Origin of the sequence: Enterobacter chinensis, from assembly GCF_034008295.1 — a bacterium.
GTDB lineage: Bacteria > Pseudomonadota > Gammaproteobacteria > Enterobacterales > Enterobacteriaceae > Enterobacter > Enterobacter chinensis.
The window spans coordinates 113,884-128,655 of sequence record NZ_JARDVI010000003.1; the positions used below are offsets into that span (position 1 = coordinate 113,884).

General features: G+C 56.0%; 16 protein-coding genes. 10 read left to right on the forward strand and 6 right to left on the reverse strand.

Annotated elements, in window-relative coordinates; genetic code table 11:
• The first annotated feature begins 18 nt into the window (after positions 1 to 18).
• The 5 genes from pnp (at position 19) to mtr (ending at position 6,616) form a co-directional block, all read left to right on the forward strand.
• Complete coding sequence (pnp, locus tag PYW49_RS09845; protein WP_134347424.1) at positions 19 to 2,157, forward strand: polyribonucleotide nucleotidyltransferase; 2,139 nt, start codon at positions 19 to 21, stop codon at positions 2,155 to 2,157.
• A gap of 108 nt (positions 2,158 to 2,265) precedes the next feature.
• Positions 2,266 to 3,150, forward strand: a complete 885-nt coding sequence (nlpI, locus tag PYW49_RS09850) for a lipoprotein NlpI (protein ID WP_061096959.1) — start codon at positions 2,266 to 2,268, stop codon at positions 3,148 to 3,150.
• Between the two features lie 107 nt (positions 3,151 to 3,257).
• Positions 3,258 to 3,338: a protein YrbN gene (gene yrbN / locus PYW49_RS09855; RefSeq protein ID WP_097397692.1), complete on the forward strand. Its 81-nt coding sequence runs from the start codon at positions 3,258 to 3,260 to the stop codon at positions 3,336 to 3,338.
• Positions 3,331 to 5,229, forward strand: coding sequence for a DEAD/DEAH family ATP-dependent RNA helicase (locus PYW49_RS09860; RefSeq protein WP_134347425.1), 1,899 nt, complete (start codon positions 3,331 to 3,333; stop codon positions 5,227 to 5,229). The genes yrbN and PYW49_RS09860 overlap by 8 nt, the downstream gene beginning before the upstream one ends.
• A gap of 142 nt (positions 5,230 to 5,371) precedes the next feature.
• Positions 5,372 to 6,616 carry a tryptophan permease gene (mtr, locus tag PYW49_RS09865; RefSeq protein WP_134347426.1) on the forward strand — a complete coding sequence of 415 codons (1,245 nt, stop codon included), beginning with the start codon at positions 5,372 to 5,374 and terminating at the stop codon, positions 6,614 to 6,616.
• An 85-nt stretch (positions 6,617 to 6,701) separates the two neighbouring features.
• Here the strand turns inward: mtr and PYW49_RS09870 are convergent, their stop codons facing one another.
• The 3 genes from PYW49_RS09870 to ubiU form a co-directional block, all read right to left on the reverse strand.
• Complete coding sequence (locus tag PYW49_RS09870; RefSeq protein ID WP_134347427.1) at positions 6,702 to 7,709, reverse strand: luciferase-like monooxygenase; 1,008 nt, start codon at positions 7,707 to 7,709, stop codon at positions 6,702 to 6,704.
• Between the two features lie 78 nt (positions 7,710 to 7,787).
• Complete coding sequence (locus tag PYW49_RS09875; RefSeq protein WP_320386339.1) at positions 7,788 to 8,666, reverse strand: U32 family peptidase; 879 nt, start codon at positions 8,664 to 8,666, stop codon at positions 7,788 to 7,790.
• Between the two features lie 7 nt (positions 8,667 to 8,673).
• Positions 8,674 to 9,669 (reverse strand): ubiquinone anaerobic biosynthesis protein UbiU, encoded by a 996-nt coding sequence (gene ubiU / locus PYW49_RS09880; RefSeq protein ID WP_134347429.1) that lies wholly within the window; start codon positions 9,667 to 9,669, stop codon positions 8,674 to 8,676.
• Positions 9,670 to 9,880: 211 nt separating this feature from the next.
• On the opposite strand from ubiU, the gene ubiT reads away from it, so the two are divergent.
• Together ubiT and PYW49_RS09890 are read left to right on the forward strand one after the other, a co-directional pair.
• Complete coding sequence (ubiT, locus tag PYW49_RS09885; RefSeq protein WP_029739636.1) at positions 9,881 to 10,405, forward strand: ubiquinone anaerobic biosynthesis accessory factor UbiT; 525 nt, start codon at positions 9,881 to 9,883, stop codon at positions 10,403 to 10,405.
• Entirely contained in the window at positions 10,399 to 10,902 is a 504-nt protein-coding gene (locus PYW49_RS09890; RefSeq protein WP_320386340.1) for a GNAT family N-acetyltransferase, read from the forward strand. Before ubiT ends, PYW49_RS09890 begins: the two co-directional genes overlap by 7 nt.
• Here PYW49_RS09890 and PYW49_RS09895 read toward each other — a convergent pair.
• Positions 10,889 to 11,218, reverse strand: coding sequence for a GIY-YIG nuclease family protein (locus PYW49_RS09895; protein ID WP_320386341.1), 330 nt, complete (start codon positions 11,216 to 11,218; stop codon positions 10,889 to 10,891). The two genes, PYW49_RS09890 and PYW49_RS09895, sit on opposite strands and share 14 nt — an antisense overlap.
• A gap of 14 nt (positions 11,219 to 11,232) precedes the next feature.
• On the opposite strand from PYW49_RS09895, the gene PYW49_RS09900 reads away from it, so the two are divergent.
• Positions 11,233 to 11,667: a YhbP family protein gene (locus PYW49_RS09900; RefSeq protein ID WP_223561660.1), complete on the forward strand. Its 435-nt coding sequence runs from the start codon at positions 11,233 to 11,235 to the stop codon at positions 11,665 to 11,667.
• Here the strand turns inward: PYW49_RS09900 and PYW49_RS09905 are convergent.
• The gene (locus PYW49_RS09905) at positions 11,647 to 12,165 is read right to left on the reverse strand and encodes a type 1 glutamine amidotransferase domain-containing protein (RefSeq protein ID WP_008501486.1); all 519 of its coding nucleotides are present in this window, start codon (positions 12,163 to 12,165) and stop codon (positions 11,647 to 11,649) included. The two genes, PYW49_RS09900 and PYW49_RS09905, sit on opposite strands and share 21 nt — an antisense overlap.
• Positions 12,166 to 12,418: 253 nt before the next feature.
• On the opposite strand from PYW49_RS09905, the gene PYW49_RS09910 reads away from it, so the two are divergent.
• Both PYW49_RS09910 and PYW49_RS09915 read left to right on the forward strand, forming a co-directional pair.
• On the forward strand, positions 12,419 to 13,063 hold the full coding sequence (locus tag PYW49_RS09910; RefSeq protein WP_134347431.1) for an NAD(P)H-binding protein: 645 nt from the start codon (positions 12,419 to 12,421) through the stop codon (positions 13,061 to 13,063).
• Positions 13,064 to 13,103: 40 nt separating this feature from the next.
• Positions 13,104 to 14,141, forward strand: a complete 1,038-nt coding sequence (locus PYW49_RS09915) for a permease (RefSeq protein WP_320386342.1) — start codon at positions 13,104 to 13,106, stop codon at positions 14,139 to 14,141.
• 50 nt (positions 14,142 to 14,191) lie between these two features.
• Here PYW49_RS09915 and dolP read toward each other — a convergent pair whose 3' ends face one another.
• Complete coding sequence (dolP, locus tag PYW49_RS09920) at positions 14,192 to 14,767, reverse strand: division/outer membrane stress-associated lipid-binding lipoprotein (RefSeq protein ID WP_008501489.1); 576 nt, start codon at positions 14,765 to 14,767, stop codon at positions 14,192 to 14,194.
• Between the last annotated feature and the right edge of the window lie 5 nt (positions 14,768 to 14,772).

A 14,772-nucleotide genomic window follows, 5' to 3' on the forward strand; every position in this document is an offset into this window, starting at 1 on the left:
TTAAGAAAGGACAGAACTTTGCTGAATCCGATCGTTCGTAAATTCCAGTACGGTCAACATACCGTCACGCTGGAAACCGGCATGATGGCACGTCAGGCTACTGCTGCCGTTATGGTAAGCATGGATGACACTGCGGTATTCGTTACCGTTGTTGGCCAGAAAAAAGCTAAACCAGGTCAGGACTTCTTCCCGCTGACCGTTAACTACCAGGAGCGTACCTACGCTGCCGGTAAAATCCCGGGTGGTTTCTTCCGTCGTGAAGGCCGTCCAAGCGAAGGCGAAACCCTGATCGCGCGTCTGATTGACCGCCCGGTTCGTCCGCTGTTCCCGGAAGGCTTCGTTAACGAAGTGCAGGTTATTGCGACCGTTGTTTCCGTTAACCCACAGGTTAACCCGGACATCGTGGCGATGATCGGTGCATCTGCTGCCCTGTCACTGTCTGGTATTCCATTCAATGGCCCAATCGGTGCGGCGCGCGTTGGTTACATCAATGACCAGTATGTGCTGAACCCAACTCAGGAAGAGCTGAAAGAAAGTAAGCTGGACCTGGTTGTTGCGGGTACTGAAGCGGCTGTGCTGATGGTTGAATCCGAAGCTGAACTGCTGAGCGAAGACCAGATGCTGGGCGCAGTGGTCTTCGGCCACGATCAGCAGCAGGTTGTTATCCAGAACATCAACGACCTGGTGAAAGAAGCCGGTAAACCACGTTGGGACTGGCAGCCAGAAGCGGTAAACGACGCGCTGAACGCACGCGTTGCTGCACTGGCGGGCGCACGTCTGAGCGATGCATACCGCATCACCGACAAGCAAGAGCGTTACGCGCAGATTGATGTCATCAAATCTGAAACCATCGCTACGCTGGTTGCTGAGGATGAATCTCTGGACGCTAACGAGCTGAGCGAAATTCTGCACGCTATCGAGAAAAATGCTGTTCGTAGCCGCGTACTGGCAGGCGAGCCGCGTATCGATGGTCGTGAGAAAGACATGATCCGCGGTCTGGACGTTCGTACTGGCGTACTGCCACGTACTCACGGTTCTGCACTGTTCACCCGTGGCGAAACTCAGGCGCTGGTTACCGCGACCCTGGGTACTGCGCGTGACGCACAGAACATCGACGAACTGATGGGCGAGCGCACCGACAGCTTCCTGTTCCACTATAACTTCCCTCCGTACTCCGTAGGTGAAACCGGTATGGTTGGCTCGCCTAAGCGTCGTGAAATTGGTCACGGCCGTCTGGCGAAGCGCGGCGTGCTGGCAGTGATGCCAGAAGCGGATAAATTCCCGTACACCGTGCGTGTGGTTTCTGAAATCACTGAATCCAACGGTTCTTCTTCCATGGCTTCCGTGTGTGGCGCATCTCTGGCGCTGATGGATGCAGGCGTGCCGATCAAAGCCGCTGTTGCGGGTATCGCAATGGGTCTGGTGAAAGAAGGCGACAACTTTGTTGTGCTGTCTGACATTCTGGGCGACGAAGATCACCTGGGTGATATGGACTTCAAAGTGGCGGGTTCCCGCGACGGTATCTCTGCTCTGCAGATGGATATCAAAATTGAAGGCATCACCAAAGAGATCATGCAGGTTGCTCTGAACCAGGCTAAGGGTGCACGTCTGCACATCCTGGGCGTGATGGAACAGGCGATTAACGCGCCACGTGGCGACATTTCTCAGTTTGCGCCGCGTATCCACACCATCAAGATCAATCCAGACAAGATCAAAGATGTTATCGGTAAGGGCGGTTCCGTAATCCGTGCGCTGACCGAAGAGACTGGCACCACGATCGAAATCGAAGATGACGGTACTGTGAAAATCGCAGCAACCGACGGCGAGAAAGCGAAATTCGCGATTCGTCGTATCGAAGAAATCACTGCAGAAATCGAAGTGGGCCGCGTCTACGCAGGTAAAGTGACCCGTATCGTTGACTTTGGCGCGTTCGTTGCCATTGGTGGCGGTAAAGAAGGTCTGGTTCACATCTCTCAGATCGCTGACAAGCGTGTAGAGAAAGTGACCGATTACCTGCAGATGGGTCAGGAAGTACCGGTTAAAGTTCTGGAAGTTGATCGCCAGGGCCGTATCCGTCTGAGCATTAAAGAAGCAACCGAGCAGTCTCAGCCAGCTGCTGCGCCAGAAGCACAGGCAGCAGAACAGCAAGGCGAGTAAGTTGCAATTTGCCCTCCGCTTTGCGGAGGGCCTATTATCAGGCAGGACGCCTTGTTAAGCCGCCGGGGGACAGGACGTTCATCCAATTGTTGTCTTCGGGAGTGGGAAATGAAGCCTTTTTTGCGCTGGTGTTTCGTTGCGACAGCTTTAACGCTGGCAGGATGCAGCAACTCTGCCTGGCGTAAGAGCGAAGTCCTCGCAGTGCCATTGCAACCGACTTTGCAGCAGGAAGTGATCCTGGCACGCATGGAACAAATACTTGCCAGTCGGGCTTTAACCGATGACGAACGCGCACAGCTTTTATATGAGCGCGGAGTGTTGTATGATAGTCTCGGTCTGAGGGCATTAGCGCGAAATGATTTTTCACAAGCGCTGGCTATCCGACCTGATATGCCTGAAGTATTCAATTACTTAGGCATTTATTTAACGCAGGCAGGCAATTTTGATGCTGCCTATGAAGCGTTTGATTCTGTACTTGAGCTTGATCCAACTTACAACTACGCGCACTTGAATCGCGGTATCGCATTGTATTACGGCGGTCGTGATAAGTTAGCGCAAGATGATCTGCTGGCGTTTTATCAAGACGATCCTAATGATCCTTTCCGTAGCCTGTGGCTTTACATCGTTGAGCGGAAGCTCGATGAGAAGCAGGCAAAAGAGGCACTGAAACAGCGCTTCGATAAATCGGACAAGGAACAGTGGGGATGGAACATTGTCGAGTTCTACCTGGGCAACATTAGCGAAGCAACGCTGATGGAACGCCTCAAGGCGGACGCAACGGATAACACCTCGCTCGCTGAGCATCTCAGTGAAACCAACTTCTATTTAGGTAAGTACTACCTAAGTCTGGGGGATATGGACAGCGCTACGGCACTGTTCAAATTAGCGGTTGCTAACAACGTACACAACTTCGTTGAGCACCGTTATGCATTGTTGGAATTATCGCTCTTGGGCCAGGAGCAAGACGACCTGGCAGAATCGGACCAGCAATAGCTGACGACATAAACATCAGCCCGTAATCTTTTGATTGTCATCACCTTAACTGGTGAGGGCGTTGTTGTTCGTCAATACACCTACTTTGAGCCGGTTCACACTTTTCAATGAAAATTGCTAATCATTTTCACGATGAGCTAAGTAGACTGGCCGCCATTAATATCGAGGCACTTGTACTACATGGCTGAATTCGAAACCACTTTTGCAGATCTGGGCCTGAAGGCTCCTATCCTTGAAGCCCTTAACGATCTGGGTTACGAAAAACCATCTCCGATCCAGGCTGAGTGTATCCCACACCTGCTTTCTGGTCGTGACGTGCTGGGCATGGCCCAGACTGGTAGCGGTAAAACTGCAGCGTTCTCGCTGCCGCTGCTGAACAACATTGATCCGGACCTGCGTGCACCGCAGATCCTCGTCCTGGCTCCAACCCGTGAACTGGCTGTTCAGGTTGCTGAAGCAATGACGGAATTCTCTAAACATATGCGCGGCGTAAACGTGGTAGCCCTGTACGGCGGCCAGCGTTATGACGTGCAGTTACGCGCCCTGCGCCAGGGTCCACAGATTGTTGTCGGTACGCCGGGCCGTCTGCTGGATCACCTGAAGCGCGGTACTCTGGACCTCTCAAAACTGAGCGGCCTGGTACTGGATGAAGCAGATGAAATGCTGCGTATGGGCTTCATCGAAGACGTCGAAACCATCATGGCGCAGATCCCGGACGGTCATCAGACCGCGCTGTTCTCTGCCACCATGCCAGAAGCGATTCGTCGTATCACCAAACGCTTCATGAAAGATCCTCAGGAAGTGCGTATTCAGTCCAGCGTAACCACTCGCCCGGACATCAGCCAGAGCTACTGGTCTGTGTACGGCATGCGCAAAAACGAAGCGCTGGTACGTTTCCTGGAAGCGGAAGATTTTGATGCGGCGATTATCTTCGTTCGTACTAAAAACGCGACCCTGGAAGTGGCTGAAGCCCTGGAACGTAGCGGCTACAACAGCGCAGCGCTGAACGGCGACATGAACCAGGCCCTGCGTGAGCAGACTCTGGAGCGTCTGAAAGACGGTCGTCTGGATATCCTGATTGCAACCGACGTGGCAGCACGTGGTCTGGACGTTGAGCGTATCAGCCTGGTTGTAAACTACGACATCCCAATGGATTCAGAGTCTTACGTTCACCGTATCGGTCGTACCGGTCGTGCGGGTCGTGCTGGCCGTGCGCTGCTGTTCGTTGAGAACCGCGAGCGTCGTCTGCTGCGTAACATCGAACGCACCATGAAGCTGACCATTCCAGAAGCTGACCTGCCAAACGCAGATCTGCTGGGCAAACGTCGTCTGGAAAAATTTGCCGCGAAAGTACAGCAGCAGCTGGAAAGCAGCGATCTGGATCAGTACCGTGCGCTGCTGTCGCAGATTCAGCCTACCGCTGAAGGCGAAGAGCTGGACATGGAAACCCTGGCTGCAGCGCTGCTGAAAATGGCTCAGGGCGAACGTAGCCTGATCGTGCCACCAGATGCACCGATGCGTCCTAAGCGTGAATTCCGTGACCGTGACGATCGCTTCGAACGTCGTGGTGACCGTAACGATCGTAACGACCGTGGTCCGCGTGCTGACCGTCCAGAGCGTGGTGGTGAAGACCGTCCACGTCGTGAACGCCGTGACGCTGGTGACATGGAACTGTACCGCATTGAAGTGGGCCGTGATGATGGTGTTGAAGTTCGTCACATCGTTGGCGCGATCGCTAACGAAGGCGACATCAGCAGCCGTTACATTGGTAACATCAAGCTGTTCGGTACGCACTCTACCATCGAACTGCCAAAAGGCATGCCGGGTGAAGTACTGCAGCACTTTACGCGTACCCGCATCCTGAACAAGCCGATGAACATGCAGCTGATGGGCGATGCACAGCCACGCCCTGACCGCGGCGGTGAACGTCGTGGCGGTGGTCGCAGCTTCGGTGGCGAACGTCGTGAAGGCGGTCGCAGCGAAGGTCGCGGTGGTGAACCTCGTCGTTTCTCTGGCGAGCGCCGTGAAAGCCGTGGCCCACGTCGTGACGAAGGCACCAGCCGTCGCCGTGACGCGTAAGCCTTACGCAACTGACGTAAAGTAAAATATACAGCCCCGATACATGCTATCGGGGCTTTTTTTATTCCTTTTGTACTCTTGTACTGGTACAGTGCGTCACATTAAAATGCAGAACCGCATTATTGACTGGAGAATAGGCTGTATGGCGACACTAACCACCACCCAAACGTCACCTTCGCTGCTTGGCGGCGTGGTGATCATCGGCGGAACCATTATTGGTGCCGGGATGTTCTCCCTGCCCGTGGTCATGTCCGGTGCGTGGTTCTTCTGGTCGCTGGCCGCGCTGGTCTTTACCTGGTTCTGCATGCTCCATTCCGGGCTGATGATCCTTGAAGCGAACCTGAACTACCGCATTGGCTCCAGCTTCGACACCATCACCAAAGATCTGCTGGGCAAAGGCTGGAACCTGGTGAATGGACTGTCCATCGCGTTTGTACTCTATATCCTGACCTATGCGTATATTTCGGCGAGCGGCTCGATTCTGCATCACACCTTCTCGGAGATGTCGCTGAACGTTCCGGCGCGTCTGGCAGGATTGTGCTTTGCACTGGGCGTGGCGTTTATCGTCTGGATGAGTACCAAAGCGGTGAGCCGGATGACGGCCATCGTACTGGGTGCAAAGGTCATCACCTTCTTCCTGACGTTCGGCAGCCTGCTGGGGCACGTGACGCCGGCAACGCTGTTTAACGTCGCCGAAGTGAATACTTCCTACACGCCGTATCTGCTGATGACGCTGCCGTTCTGCCTGGCGTCGTTCGGCTACCACGGTAACGTGCCGAGCCTGATGAAATACTACGGCAAGGATCCGCGTACCATCGTGAAGTGTCTGGTCTACGGTACGCTGCTGGCGCTGGGGCTGTACGTCATCTGGCTGCTTGGGACGATGGGCAACATCCCGCGCCCGGAATTCATCGGCATTGCGCAGAAGGGCGGTAACATTGATGTGCTGGTGCAGGCGTTGAGCGGCGTGTTGAATAGCCGCAGTCTGGATCTGCTGCTGGTGGTATTCTCCAACTTTGCGGTGGCGAGCTCGTTCCTCGGCGTGACGCTGGGCTTGTTTGACTACCTGGCGGATCTGTTTGGCTTTGATGATTCTGCGATGGGGCGCTTCAAAACTGCGCTGCTGACCTTCCTGCCGCCTATCGTGGGTGGCCTGCTGTGGCCGAACGGTTTCCTGTACGCCATCGGCTATGCAGGGCTGGCGGCAACTATCTGGGCGGCAATTGTGCCCGCGCTGCTGGCACGTAAATCACGTAACCGCTTCGGCAGCCCTAAATTCCGCGTCTGGGGCGGCAAGCCGATGATTGCGCTGATTCTGGTGTTTGGTGTTGGCAACGCGCTGGTCCACGTGCTGTCGAGCTTCAATCTGTTGCCTGTGTATCAGTAAACAGAAAGCCCGGTGGCGCTACGCTTACCGGGCCTACATGGATCGCGTAGGCCGGATAAGGCGAAGCCGCCATCCGGCAAAAAGGCTACCCCACCAACTCCTCTTTCACCTGCATCGCCAGCTCAAACGAATGCAAACGCGCCTGGTGATCGAAAATCTGGCCGTTAACCATAATCTCATCGGCCTGCGTCTCACGCAGCACCGCTTCAAGCCCGTGACGCACCTTCGCTTTATCACCCACCAGCGACATGCTCAGCGCCTGTTGAACGCCATACTGCTCGGAGGCTGACCACAGCTGATGCATATTTTCCACTGGCGGCGGAAGCTGGCCCGTCTCACCGCGACGCAGCTTCACAAACGCCTGCTGCATGGAGGTAAACAGGAATTCCGCGTCGCGATTGCTGTCGGCGGCAATGATATTGATACACACCATCGCGTACGGTTTCTCCAGACGTTCAGACGGTTTGAAGTTCGTGCGGTAGAGATGCAGCGCCTGATGCAGCATATCCGGTGCGAAGTGCGAGGCAAACGCAAACGGCAGCCCCAGCTGTGCGGCAAGCTGCGCGCTGTAAAGACTTGAGCCTAGCAGCCACACCGGGATCTTCTCACCATAGCCCGGCACCGGGCGCACGTGTGGGTTCGGGTCACGCGCGTCGAACCAGTCAACCAGTTCAGCCACGTCGCGTGGGAAATTGTCGATATCGCCGCTCATATGGCGGCGCAGGGCGCGCATGGTCGGCTGGTCACTGCCCGGCGCCCGGCCAAGCCCTAAATCTATACGGCCCGGATAGAGCGTATTCAGCGTGCCAAACTGCTCGGCAATCACCAGCGGGGCGTGGTTCGGCAGCATCACGCCGCCGGAGCCCAGGTGCAGGGTAGTGGTATTGGCCGCCAGATAGCCGATCAGAACCGAGGTTGCCGCACTGGCGATGCCGACCATGTTGTGGTGCTCGGCCAGCCAGTAGCGGTGATAGCCACGTTTTTCTGCTAACTGAGCGAGATCGAGAGAGTGTGAAAAGGCCTCTCTTGCCGAGGAGCCTTGTGGGATCGGCGCCAGATCCAGCACCGAAAACGGAATGGTTTTGTCAGTCATAACAGCTCACTTTGTCGACGGTCATTCTTTAATACTGCATTAAAAAATCATAACCGTTGTTAACAAAGTGAGCCTTTTTTAGGACTGCAGTTCCAGCCCGGCGAGACGTCTCCAGTAACCGTTGCAGTCGCTGTTAGCCTGCAGCGGCAGCGGAGAGGCACCGTTTTCATTCGCGCGGAAGGCGTCCAGCATCGCGAATACGCGAGTATCGAGCGGCGACAGCCGAACCATGTCCACCAGCCCGTTCATTGATGCCAGCTCATTACCCAGGTTATAGACATAGCCACTCATGGTCTGAATGCCGTTCAGAACAAACACCTGCTGATTCTCCTGCGACAGCATGCTGCGTCCGTTCGGGTACTTAATGCAGCAGGTTTCACACTCGTCTTTCGGTCGGTCTTCCGAGCGTGCGGTAAAGCAGCGCGCAGAGTAAGCCAGCGGCAGATGACCGTAGCTCAGCACTTCCACTTCAAACTTATTGCGAATGCCCAGCTCGTCGCACTGATTCAGCAGGTTTGCCAGCCAGTCGCGGGAGAGTTCAACCGGCATGCACCAGCGCGTCATCCCCTGCTTAAGCAGCAGGCGCAGGGTCACGGCGTTATAGCAGTTCAGGGCATGGCCCGCGACAAACGGCAGCTTGCGTTCAGCGCACATGTTCACCACGCCGAGGTCGCTCGCTTCCAGCAGGAATTCGCCGTTTTCGACATAGCGCTTCAGCTCGCCCAGTTCGGAAGACGCCTGCACCAGCGCAAGCGTCGAAAGCACCACCTGTTTGCCACTTCCGGCGAGGGTTTTCGCCATATCCAGCCAGTCGCCCACTTTGGTCGCCCGACGTTTGCTGCACACCGCTTCGCCCAGGTAAATCACATCGGCGCTGCTGCTGGCGGCCTGTTGGTAAAAATCTTCCAGCGTCTCTTTTGGCCAGTAGTAGAGAACGGGTCCTAATGAATATTTCATGATGATCTCACTGCCATTTACGGTGATACGCGCCCAGCGTGGTTTGCGTGCCTTCGGACATCGATCCGAGCGTCTCCATCCACGCCGGTTGCGCGGCGTAATTCTGCGGGTCCGCCATGCAGCGGTCGATGGCCTGACGCCACACTTTCGCCACCTGGCTCACATAGGCCGGGCTGCGCTGACGACCTTCGATTTTCACCGAGGCAATATTGGCCGCCAGCAGTTCCGGCAGCAGCTCCAGCGTGTTAAGGCTGGTGGGCTCCTCCAGCGCGTGGTAGCGCTCGCCGTCGACCAGATAGCGGCCTTTACACAGGGTTGGATAACCGGCGTTTTCACCGTCCTGATAGCGGTCGATCAGCACCTCATTCAGGCGAGATTCCAGCCCCTGCGGCGTTTGCTGCCAGCGGACAAAGCGGGCAGGGGAGCAGGCCCCGACGGTATTAGGCGATTCCCCTGTTAAATAAGAGGAAAGATAGCAACGGCCTTCGGCCATAATACACAGGCTGCCGAAGGCAAAAACTTCCAGCGGTACTGGCGTGACGCGCGCGAGTTGCTTAACCTGATGAATAGAGAGCACGCGCGGCAGCACCACGCGGGCCACATCAAAGTGTTGATGGTAAAAACGTACGGCCTCTTCATTAGTGGCAGATGCCTGAACAGAGACGTGGCGCTCAATATGGGGATAGCGTTCTGCCGCATACTCAAGCATGGCGAGGTCGGCCAGGATCAGCGCATCGGCTCCCAGCTGTGCTGCCATATCCACCGCGCGCTGCCAGCGGGCGTAGCCGTCAGGATGGGCAAAGGTATTAATGGCGATATGCAGTTTGCGGCGGTGCTGGTGAACGAAGTTAACGGCTTCCTGAAGCTTTTTCTCCGTAAAGTTGAGGCCAGCAAAATGGCGGGCATTGGTATCATCTTTCAGCCCGATATAGACCGCATCGGCCCCATTTTCGATGGCCGCCTTAAGCGCCGGAAGGTTTCCGGCAGGGCAGAGCAGCTCCATAATTTATCCTGATGTAGTCGATCGCAAAATTGTTAACGAGCTGGGATTTTAATTAACCCATACGCGACAATTTTTGATTTAAGGCAGCTAATGGCGTATTGATGACACCAATAATGAGGTGCGCCGGACGATGGTTTGTTGATTTACGCCGCTATGTTGTCCTTCGGATATGGCAAAATAGCGGGACTATAGATATCAGGGAGTAAAGCTCGTGCTGGATAAACTGCGTTCACGTCTCGTACAATTTGGTCCATCAATGCTGAGCGTGCCGGTAAAACTGGCGCCGTTCGCGCTTAAACGCCAGGTGCTGGAGCAGGTCCTGAGCTGGCAGTTCCGTCAGGCGCTGCAGGATGGCGAGCTGGAATTCCTGGAAGGCCGCTGGTTAAGCATTGAGGTGCGCGACATCGGACTGCGCTGGTTTACCTCTGTTGAGAATGACCAGCTGATCGTACGCGAATCCGCCGACGCGGACGTGAGCTTTAGCGCCAACGCCAGCGATCTGCTGATGATCGCCGCGCGCAAGCAAGATCCGGATACGCTCTTCTTCCAGCGCCGTCTGGTGATTGAAGGCGATACGGAGCTTGGCCTGTACGTTAAGAATTTAATGGATGCCATTGAGCTGGAGCAGATGCCGAAAGCGCTGCGCGTGATGTTAATGCAAATGGCAGATTTCGTTGAGGCCGGGCTGAAAACCCCGCCGGACGGTAAACACACTTCAGTAGGTGAGCCATGCTGATTCGAGTCGAAATTGGGATTGATGCGCCGGGGATCGATGCGTTGCTGCGCCGCTCTTTTGCGAGCGATGCCGAAGCCCAACTGGTCCACGATCTTCGCGAAGACGGCCTGATTACGCTGGGGCTGGTAGCCACCGATGACGAAGGTCAGGTGGTGGGCTATGTTGCCTTCAGTCCGGTAACCGTTCAGGGCGAAGAGCTCCAGTGGGTAGGAATGGCGCCGCTGGCGGTGGATGAAAGCTATCGCGGGCACGGTCTGGCGCGCCAGCTGGTCTATGAAGGGCTGGATTCGCTCAATGAGTTCGGTTATGCGGCCGTTGTCACGCTGGGCGATCCGGCGTTCTATGGCCGTTTAGGCTTTGAGCAGGCCGCACATTACGATCTCCGTTGCCGCTGGCCGGGTACGGAATCCGCCTTCCAGGTACATCGTCTGGCGGACGATGCGTTCAACGGCGTGAATGGCCTGGTAGAGTACCACGACCATTTCAATCGCTTTTAATCAGGCTCTCGCGTAGCGCCTCAAATGAGCCATCTCCGGTCACGAGGCGCTCTTTCTGGCGCTTCGTCAGCTGCTTAATTCGGTATTCCAGCCTGAGCGCCAGCGATCTGTCGCCCACGGCGGCTGAAAATGCCAACTGCAATTCCCCTTTTCCCCGCAGCGCCTTCGCACCTTTCCCCGTTTGATGTTGTAAAAAACGCCGCGCCACATCGGTAGTGATCCCGGTGTAGAGAGCGTTATCAGTGGTTCGGACAAGATAGAGAAACCAGCACACGGTAAACGGATTCAGTATGTTAAGGTGAACGCACCATAGCATGAGAGAGAATGAAAATGGAAACACTGGCCGCCATTAACCGCTGGCTGGCGAAGCAGCATGTTGTCACCTGGTGCGTGTACAGCGAGGGGGAGATGTGGTGCGCAAACGCGTTTTACTACTACGATCCAGAGCGCGTTGCTTTTTACGTCATGAGCGAAGACAAAACGCGTCATGCGCAGATGACTGGCCAGCAGGCAAAGGTGGCGGGTACGGTGAACGGCCAGCCTAAAACGGTCGCGCTGATCCGTGGTGTGCAGTTCAAAGGTGAAATTCGGCGTCTGGACGGAGAAGAGAGCGACGCGCGTCGTAAGCTCTACACGCGCCGCTTTCCCGTTGCCGCTGCGCTAAAAGCCCCGGTGTGGGAAATCCGCCTCGATGAGCTGAAATTTACCGACAACACCCTGGGCTTTGGCAAGAAGCTGCACTGGTTACGCGCCGAGCAGGCGTAGCGCTTCGCGGTTGAACGCCGGGAGATCGTCCGGGGTGCGGCTGGTGATCAGCTGGTCTTTGTCGTTGACCACTTCCTGATCGTAAAACTCGGCCCCCGCATTTTTCAGATCGATAACGATCGGTTTCACGGCCGTGAGCTTACGCCCGCGTACAACCTCCGCGCTGATGAGCAGCTGCGGGCCGTGACAGATGGCAAAGACCGGTTTGCCGGTCGAGACAAAGTCCCGTGTAAAGGTCACAAAACGCTCGTCCCCGCGTAGGGAATCCGGGGAATGGCCGCCGGGTAACAGCAGGGCGTCAAAATCTGAGGGACTAACGTTATCGATAGTCTCGTCGATGGTCACGCTGGCCTCGCCCTTATGGCCTTTCACCGTTTTGCCTGCTTCTTTCTCAATGGTGATGACCTCATGTCCCGCCTTGCGGAACGCCTCTGCGGGAGAGGTAAATTCTGAATCTTCAAACTCGTCGGTAATCAAGACTGCGATTTTCTTGCCCATGCTTCCTCCGTTGTTTTGGCTTCAGACAGATTTTTCTCCGCTTGTGGTAAATACTTACCTGTAACAGACTTCTATACCCGTCATACTTCAAGTTGCATGTGCGTTGGCTGCACTCGTTCACCCCAGTCACTTACTTATGTAAGCTCCTGGGGATTCACTCCCTTGCCGCCTTCCTGCAACTCGAATTATTTAGGGTATAAGTGTGGTCGACCACGCTGAGTTCGCAAACGGACAATTCTGTAAAGGAGATAAGATGAGTCAGGTACTGATAACAGGCGCAACCGGACTGGTGGGTGGGCATTTGCTGCGGCTGCTGATTCAGGATCGTCGCGTGAACTATATCGCTGCCCCGACGCGACGGCCACTCGCGGACGTTTCCGGCGTCTTTAACCCGCACGACCCGCAGCTGACTGACGCGCTGGCGCAGGTGCAGGATCCGATTGATATCGCCTTTTGTTGTCTTGGTACGACCCGGCGCGAGGCGGGCAGTAAAGAGGCATTTGTGCATGCGGACTACACGCTGGTGGTGGACACGGCACTCACGGCCAAAAGGCTGGGGGCCAAACATTTCCTCGTGGTCAGCTCGCTGGGCGCCAGTGTCGGATCGCCCTTTTTCTACAACAAAGTGAAGGGCAAAATGGAAGAGGCGCTGATTGCCCAGAAGTGGGAGCACCTGACGATTGTTCGCCCTTCCATGCTGCTGGGACACCGGGACGAACGACGTTTCAATGAGTCAATCTTCGCACCGCTGTTCCGCATCCTTCCCGGAAACTGGAAATCCGTTGAGGCGCGGGACGTGGCGCGTGCCATGTTGAAAGAGGCGCTTTCACCATCGAAGGAAGGGGTGAACATTATCCCTTCGGCAAAACTGCGTGAAATCGCGCAGGGCGAGGCGTAAACTCCCCCGGCTAATTACCTAATACTCTCCGGGGAATGCTATGACTGGTCAGTCTTCATCTCAGGCGGCAACACCTGTTCAATGGTGGAAGCCCGCACTCTTCTTTCTCGTGGTCATTGTTGGCCTCTGGTACGTGAAATGGCAGCCGTACTACGGCAAAGCCTTCACCGCCGCCGAAACGCACAGTATCGGTAAATCTATTCTCGCTCAGGCTGAATCCAGCCCGCTGCAGGCGGCGTGGGATTACGCCATGGTCTACTTCCTTGCCGTCTGGAAAGCCGCCGTCTTAGGCGTCATTCTGGGCTCATTGATTCAGGTGCTGATCCCCCGTAACTGGCTGGTGAAAACCCTCGGGCAGCCGCGCTTTCAGGGCACGCTGCTGGGGACGATTTTCTCCCTGCCGGGCATGATGTGCTCCTGCTGTGCCGCGCCGGTGGCGGCAGGGATGCGTCGCCAGCGCGTGTCGATGGGCGGCGCGCTGGCTTTCTGGATGGGTAACCCGCTGCTCAACCCGGCAACGCTGGTGTTTATGGGCTTTGTGCTTGGCTGGCATTTCGCGTTCATCCGTCTGGTGGCCGGGTTGCTGACCGTGCTGGTGGTGGCGACGCTGGTGCAAAAATGGGTGAAGGATACTGCCGTCGAGCCGGCGTCAGTTGAGCTGGACGTCAGCGAGCCGCAGGGTGGTTTCTTTGCACGCTGGGGCAGGGCGCTATGGCAGCTTTTCTGGAACACCATCCCGGTCTATATCCTTGCGGTACTGGTGCTGGGGGCGGCGCGCGTCTGGCTGTTCCCGCATGCGGATGGTGCTATCGATAACACGCTAATGTGGGTCATTGCGATGGCCGTTGCAGGCTGCCTGTTCGTTATCCCGACGGCCGCTGAAATTCCCATTGTTCAGACCATGATGCTTGCCGGGATGGGAACCGCGCCTGCGTTGGCGCTGCTTATCACCCTGCCGGCAATCAGCCTGCCGTCGCTCATCATGCTGCGTAAGTCATTCCCGGCGAAAGCGCTGTGGCTCACCACAGGGCTGGTGGCGTTGAGTGGGGTGATTGTGGGGAGTATTGCTTTGCTGTAAAAAAAAGCCCGGTGGCGCTAGCGCTTACCGGGCCTACAGTCTGGTGTGGCTTACTTGATGTAAGTAAACGCGGTGGTGACGTGCTTCACGCCGCTCACCCGGCTGGCGATATCGGCCGCCGCTTTTCCTTCACGTTCGGTCACCAGACCCAGCAGGAACACTTCGCCGTTTTCAGTCGTCACTTTCACGTTGGAAGATTTGACCTGGTCTGAGCCCAGCAGCTGGGAACGCACTTTGGTGGTGATCCAGGTATCGGAAGAGGCATCACCTAAACCAATTGGCTTGCCCTGGCGCACTTCGTTAAACACCTCTGTGGTACCTTCAACACCCATCGCAATTTGCTTCGCACGAGAGGCAAGTTCCATATTCGGCGCCTGGCCTGCCAGCAGCACTTTGCCCTGATAAGCCGTCACGTTGATACGCGCTTCTTTCTTGATTTGTTCGTCTTTCGACAGCGCACTGTTAACGCGCAGCTCCAGCGTACCGTCATCTACCTGTGTACCCACAGTGCGTGGATCGGTTGCCGCTTTGGTGCCTACCGCGGCGGTACCCACAACGGCCGCAGCGATACATCCCTGAAGCAGTAATGCAGACATAAGGACTGCGAGGGTCGATAAAGCCTTCATAAGAA

Bases quoted from the DNA above. Each gene is read 5' to 3' on its own strand.
- nlpI (WP_061096959.1), top strand. From the start codon at position 2,266: ATGAAGCCTTTTTTGCGCTGGTGTTTCGTTGCGACAGCTTTAACGCTG.
- yrbN (WP_097397692.1), top strand. From the start codon at position 3,258: ATGAAAATTGCTAATCATTTTCACGATGAGCTAAGTAGACTGGCCGCC.
- PYW49_RS09860 (WP_134347425.1), top strand. From the start codon at position 3,331: ATGGCTGAATTCGAAACCACTTTTGCAGATCTGGGCCTGAAGGCTCCT.
- mtr (WP_134347426.1), top strand. From the start codon at position 5,372: ATGGCGACACTAACCACCACCCAAACGTCACCTTCGCTGCTTGGCGGC.
- PYW49_RS09870 (WP_134347427.1), bottom strand. From the start codon at position 7,709: ATGACTGACAAAACCATTCCGTTTTCGGTGCTGGATCTGGCGCCGATC.
- PYW49_RS09875 (WP_320386339.1), bottom strand. From the start codon at position 8,666: ATGAAATATTCATTAGGACCCGTTCTCTACTACTGGCCAAAAGAGACG.
- ubiU (WP_134347429.1), bottom strand. From the start codon at position 9,669: ATGGAGCTGCTCTGCCCTGCCGGAAACCTTCCGGCGCTTAAGGCGGCC.
- PYW49_RS09890 (WP_320386340.1), top strand. From the start codon at position 10,399: ATGCTGATTCGAGTCGAAATTGGGATTGATGCGCCGGGGATCGATGCG.
- PYW49_RS09895 (WP_320386341.1), bottom strand. From the start codon at position 11,218: ATGCTATGGTGCGTTCACCTTAACATACTGAATCCGTTTACCGTGTGC.
- PYW49_RS09900 (WP_223561660.1), top strand. From the start codon at position 11,233: ATGGAAACACTGGCCGCCATTAACCGCTGGCTGGCGAAGCAGCATGTT.
- PYW49_RS09905 (WP_008501486.1), bottom strand. From the start codon at position 12,165: ATGGGCAAGAAAATCGCAGTCTTGATTACCGACGAGTTTGAAGATTCA.
- PYW49_RS09910 (WP_134347431.1), top strand. From the start codon at position 12,419: ATGAGTCAGGTACTGATAACAGGCGCAACCGGACTGGTGGGTGGGCAT.
- PYW49_RS09915 (WP_320386342.1), top strand. From the start codon at position 13,104: ATGACTGGTCAGTCTTCATCTCAGGCGGCAACACCTGTTCAATGGTGG.
- dolP (WP_008501489.1), bottom strand. From the start codon at position 14,767: ATGAAGGCTTTATCGACCCTCGCAGTCCTTATGTCTGCATTACTGCTT.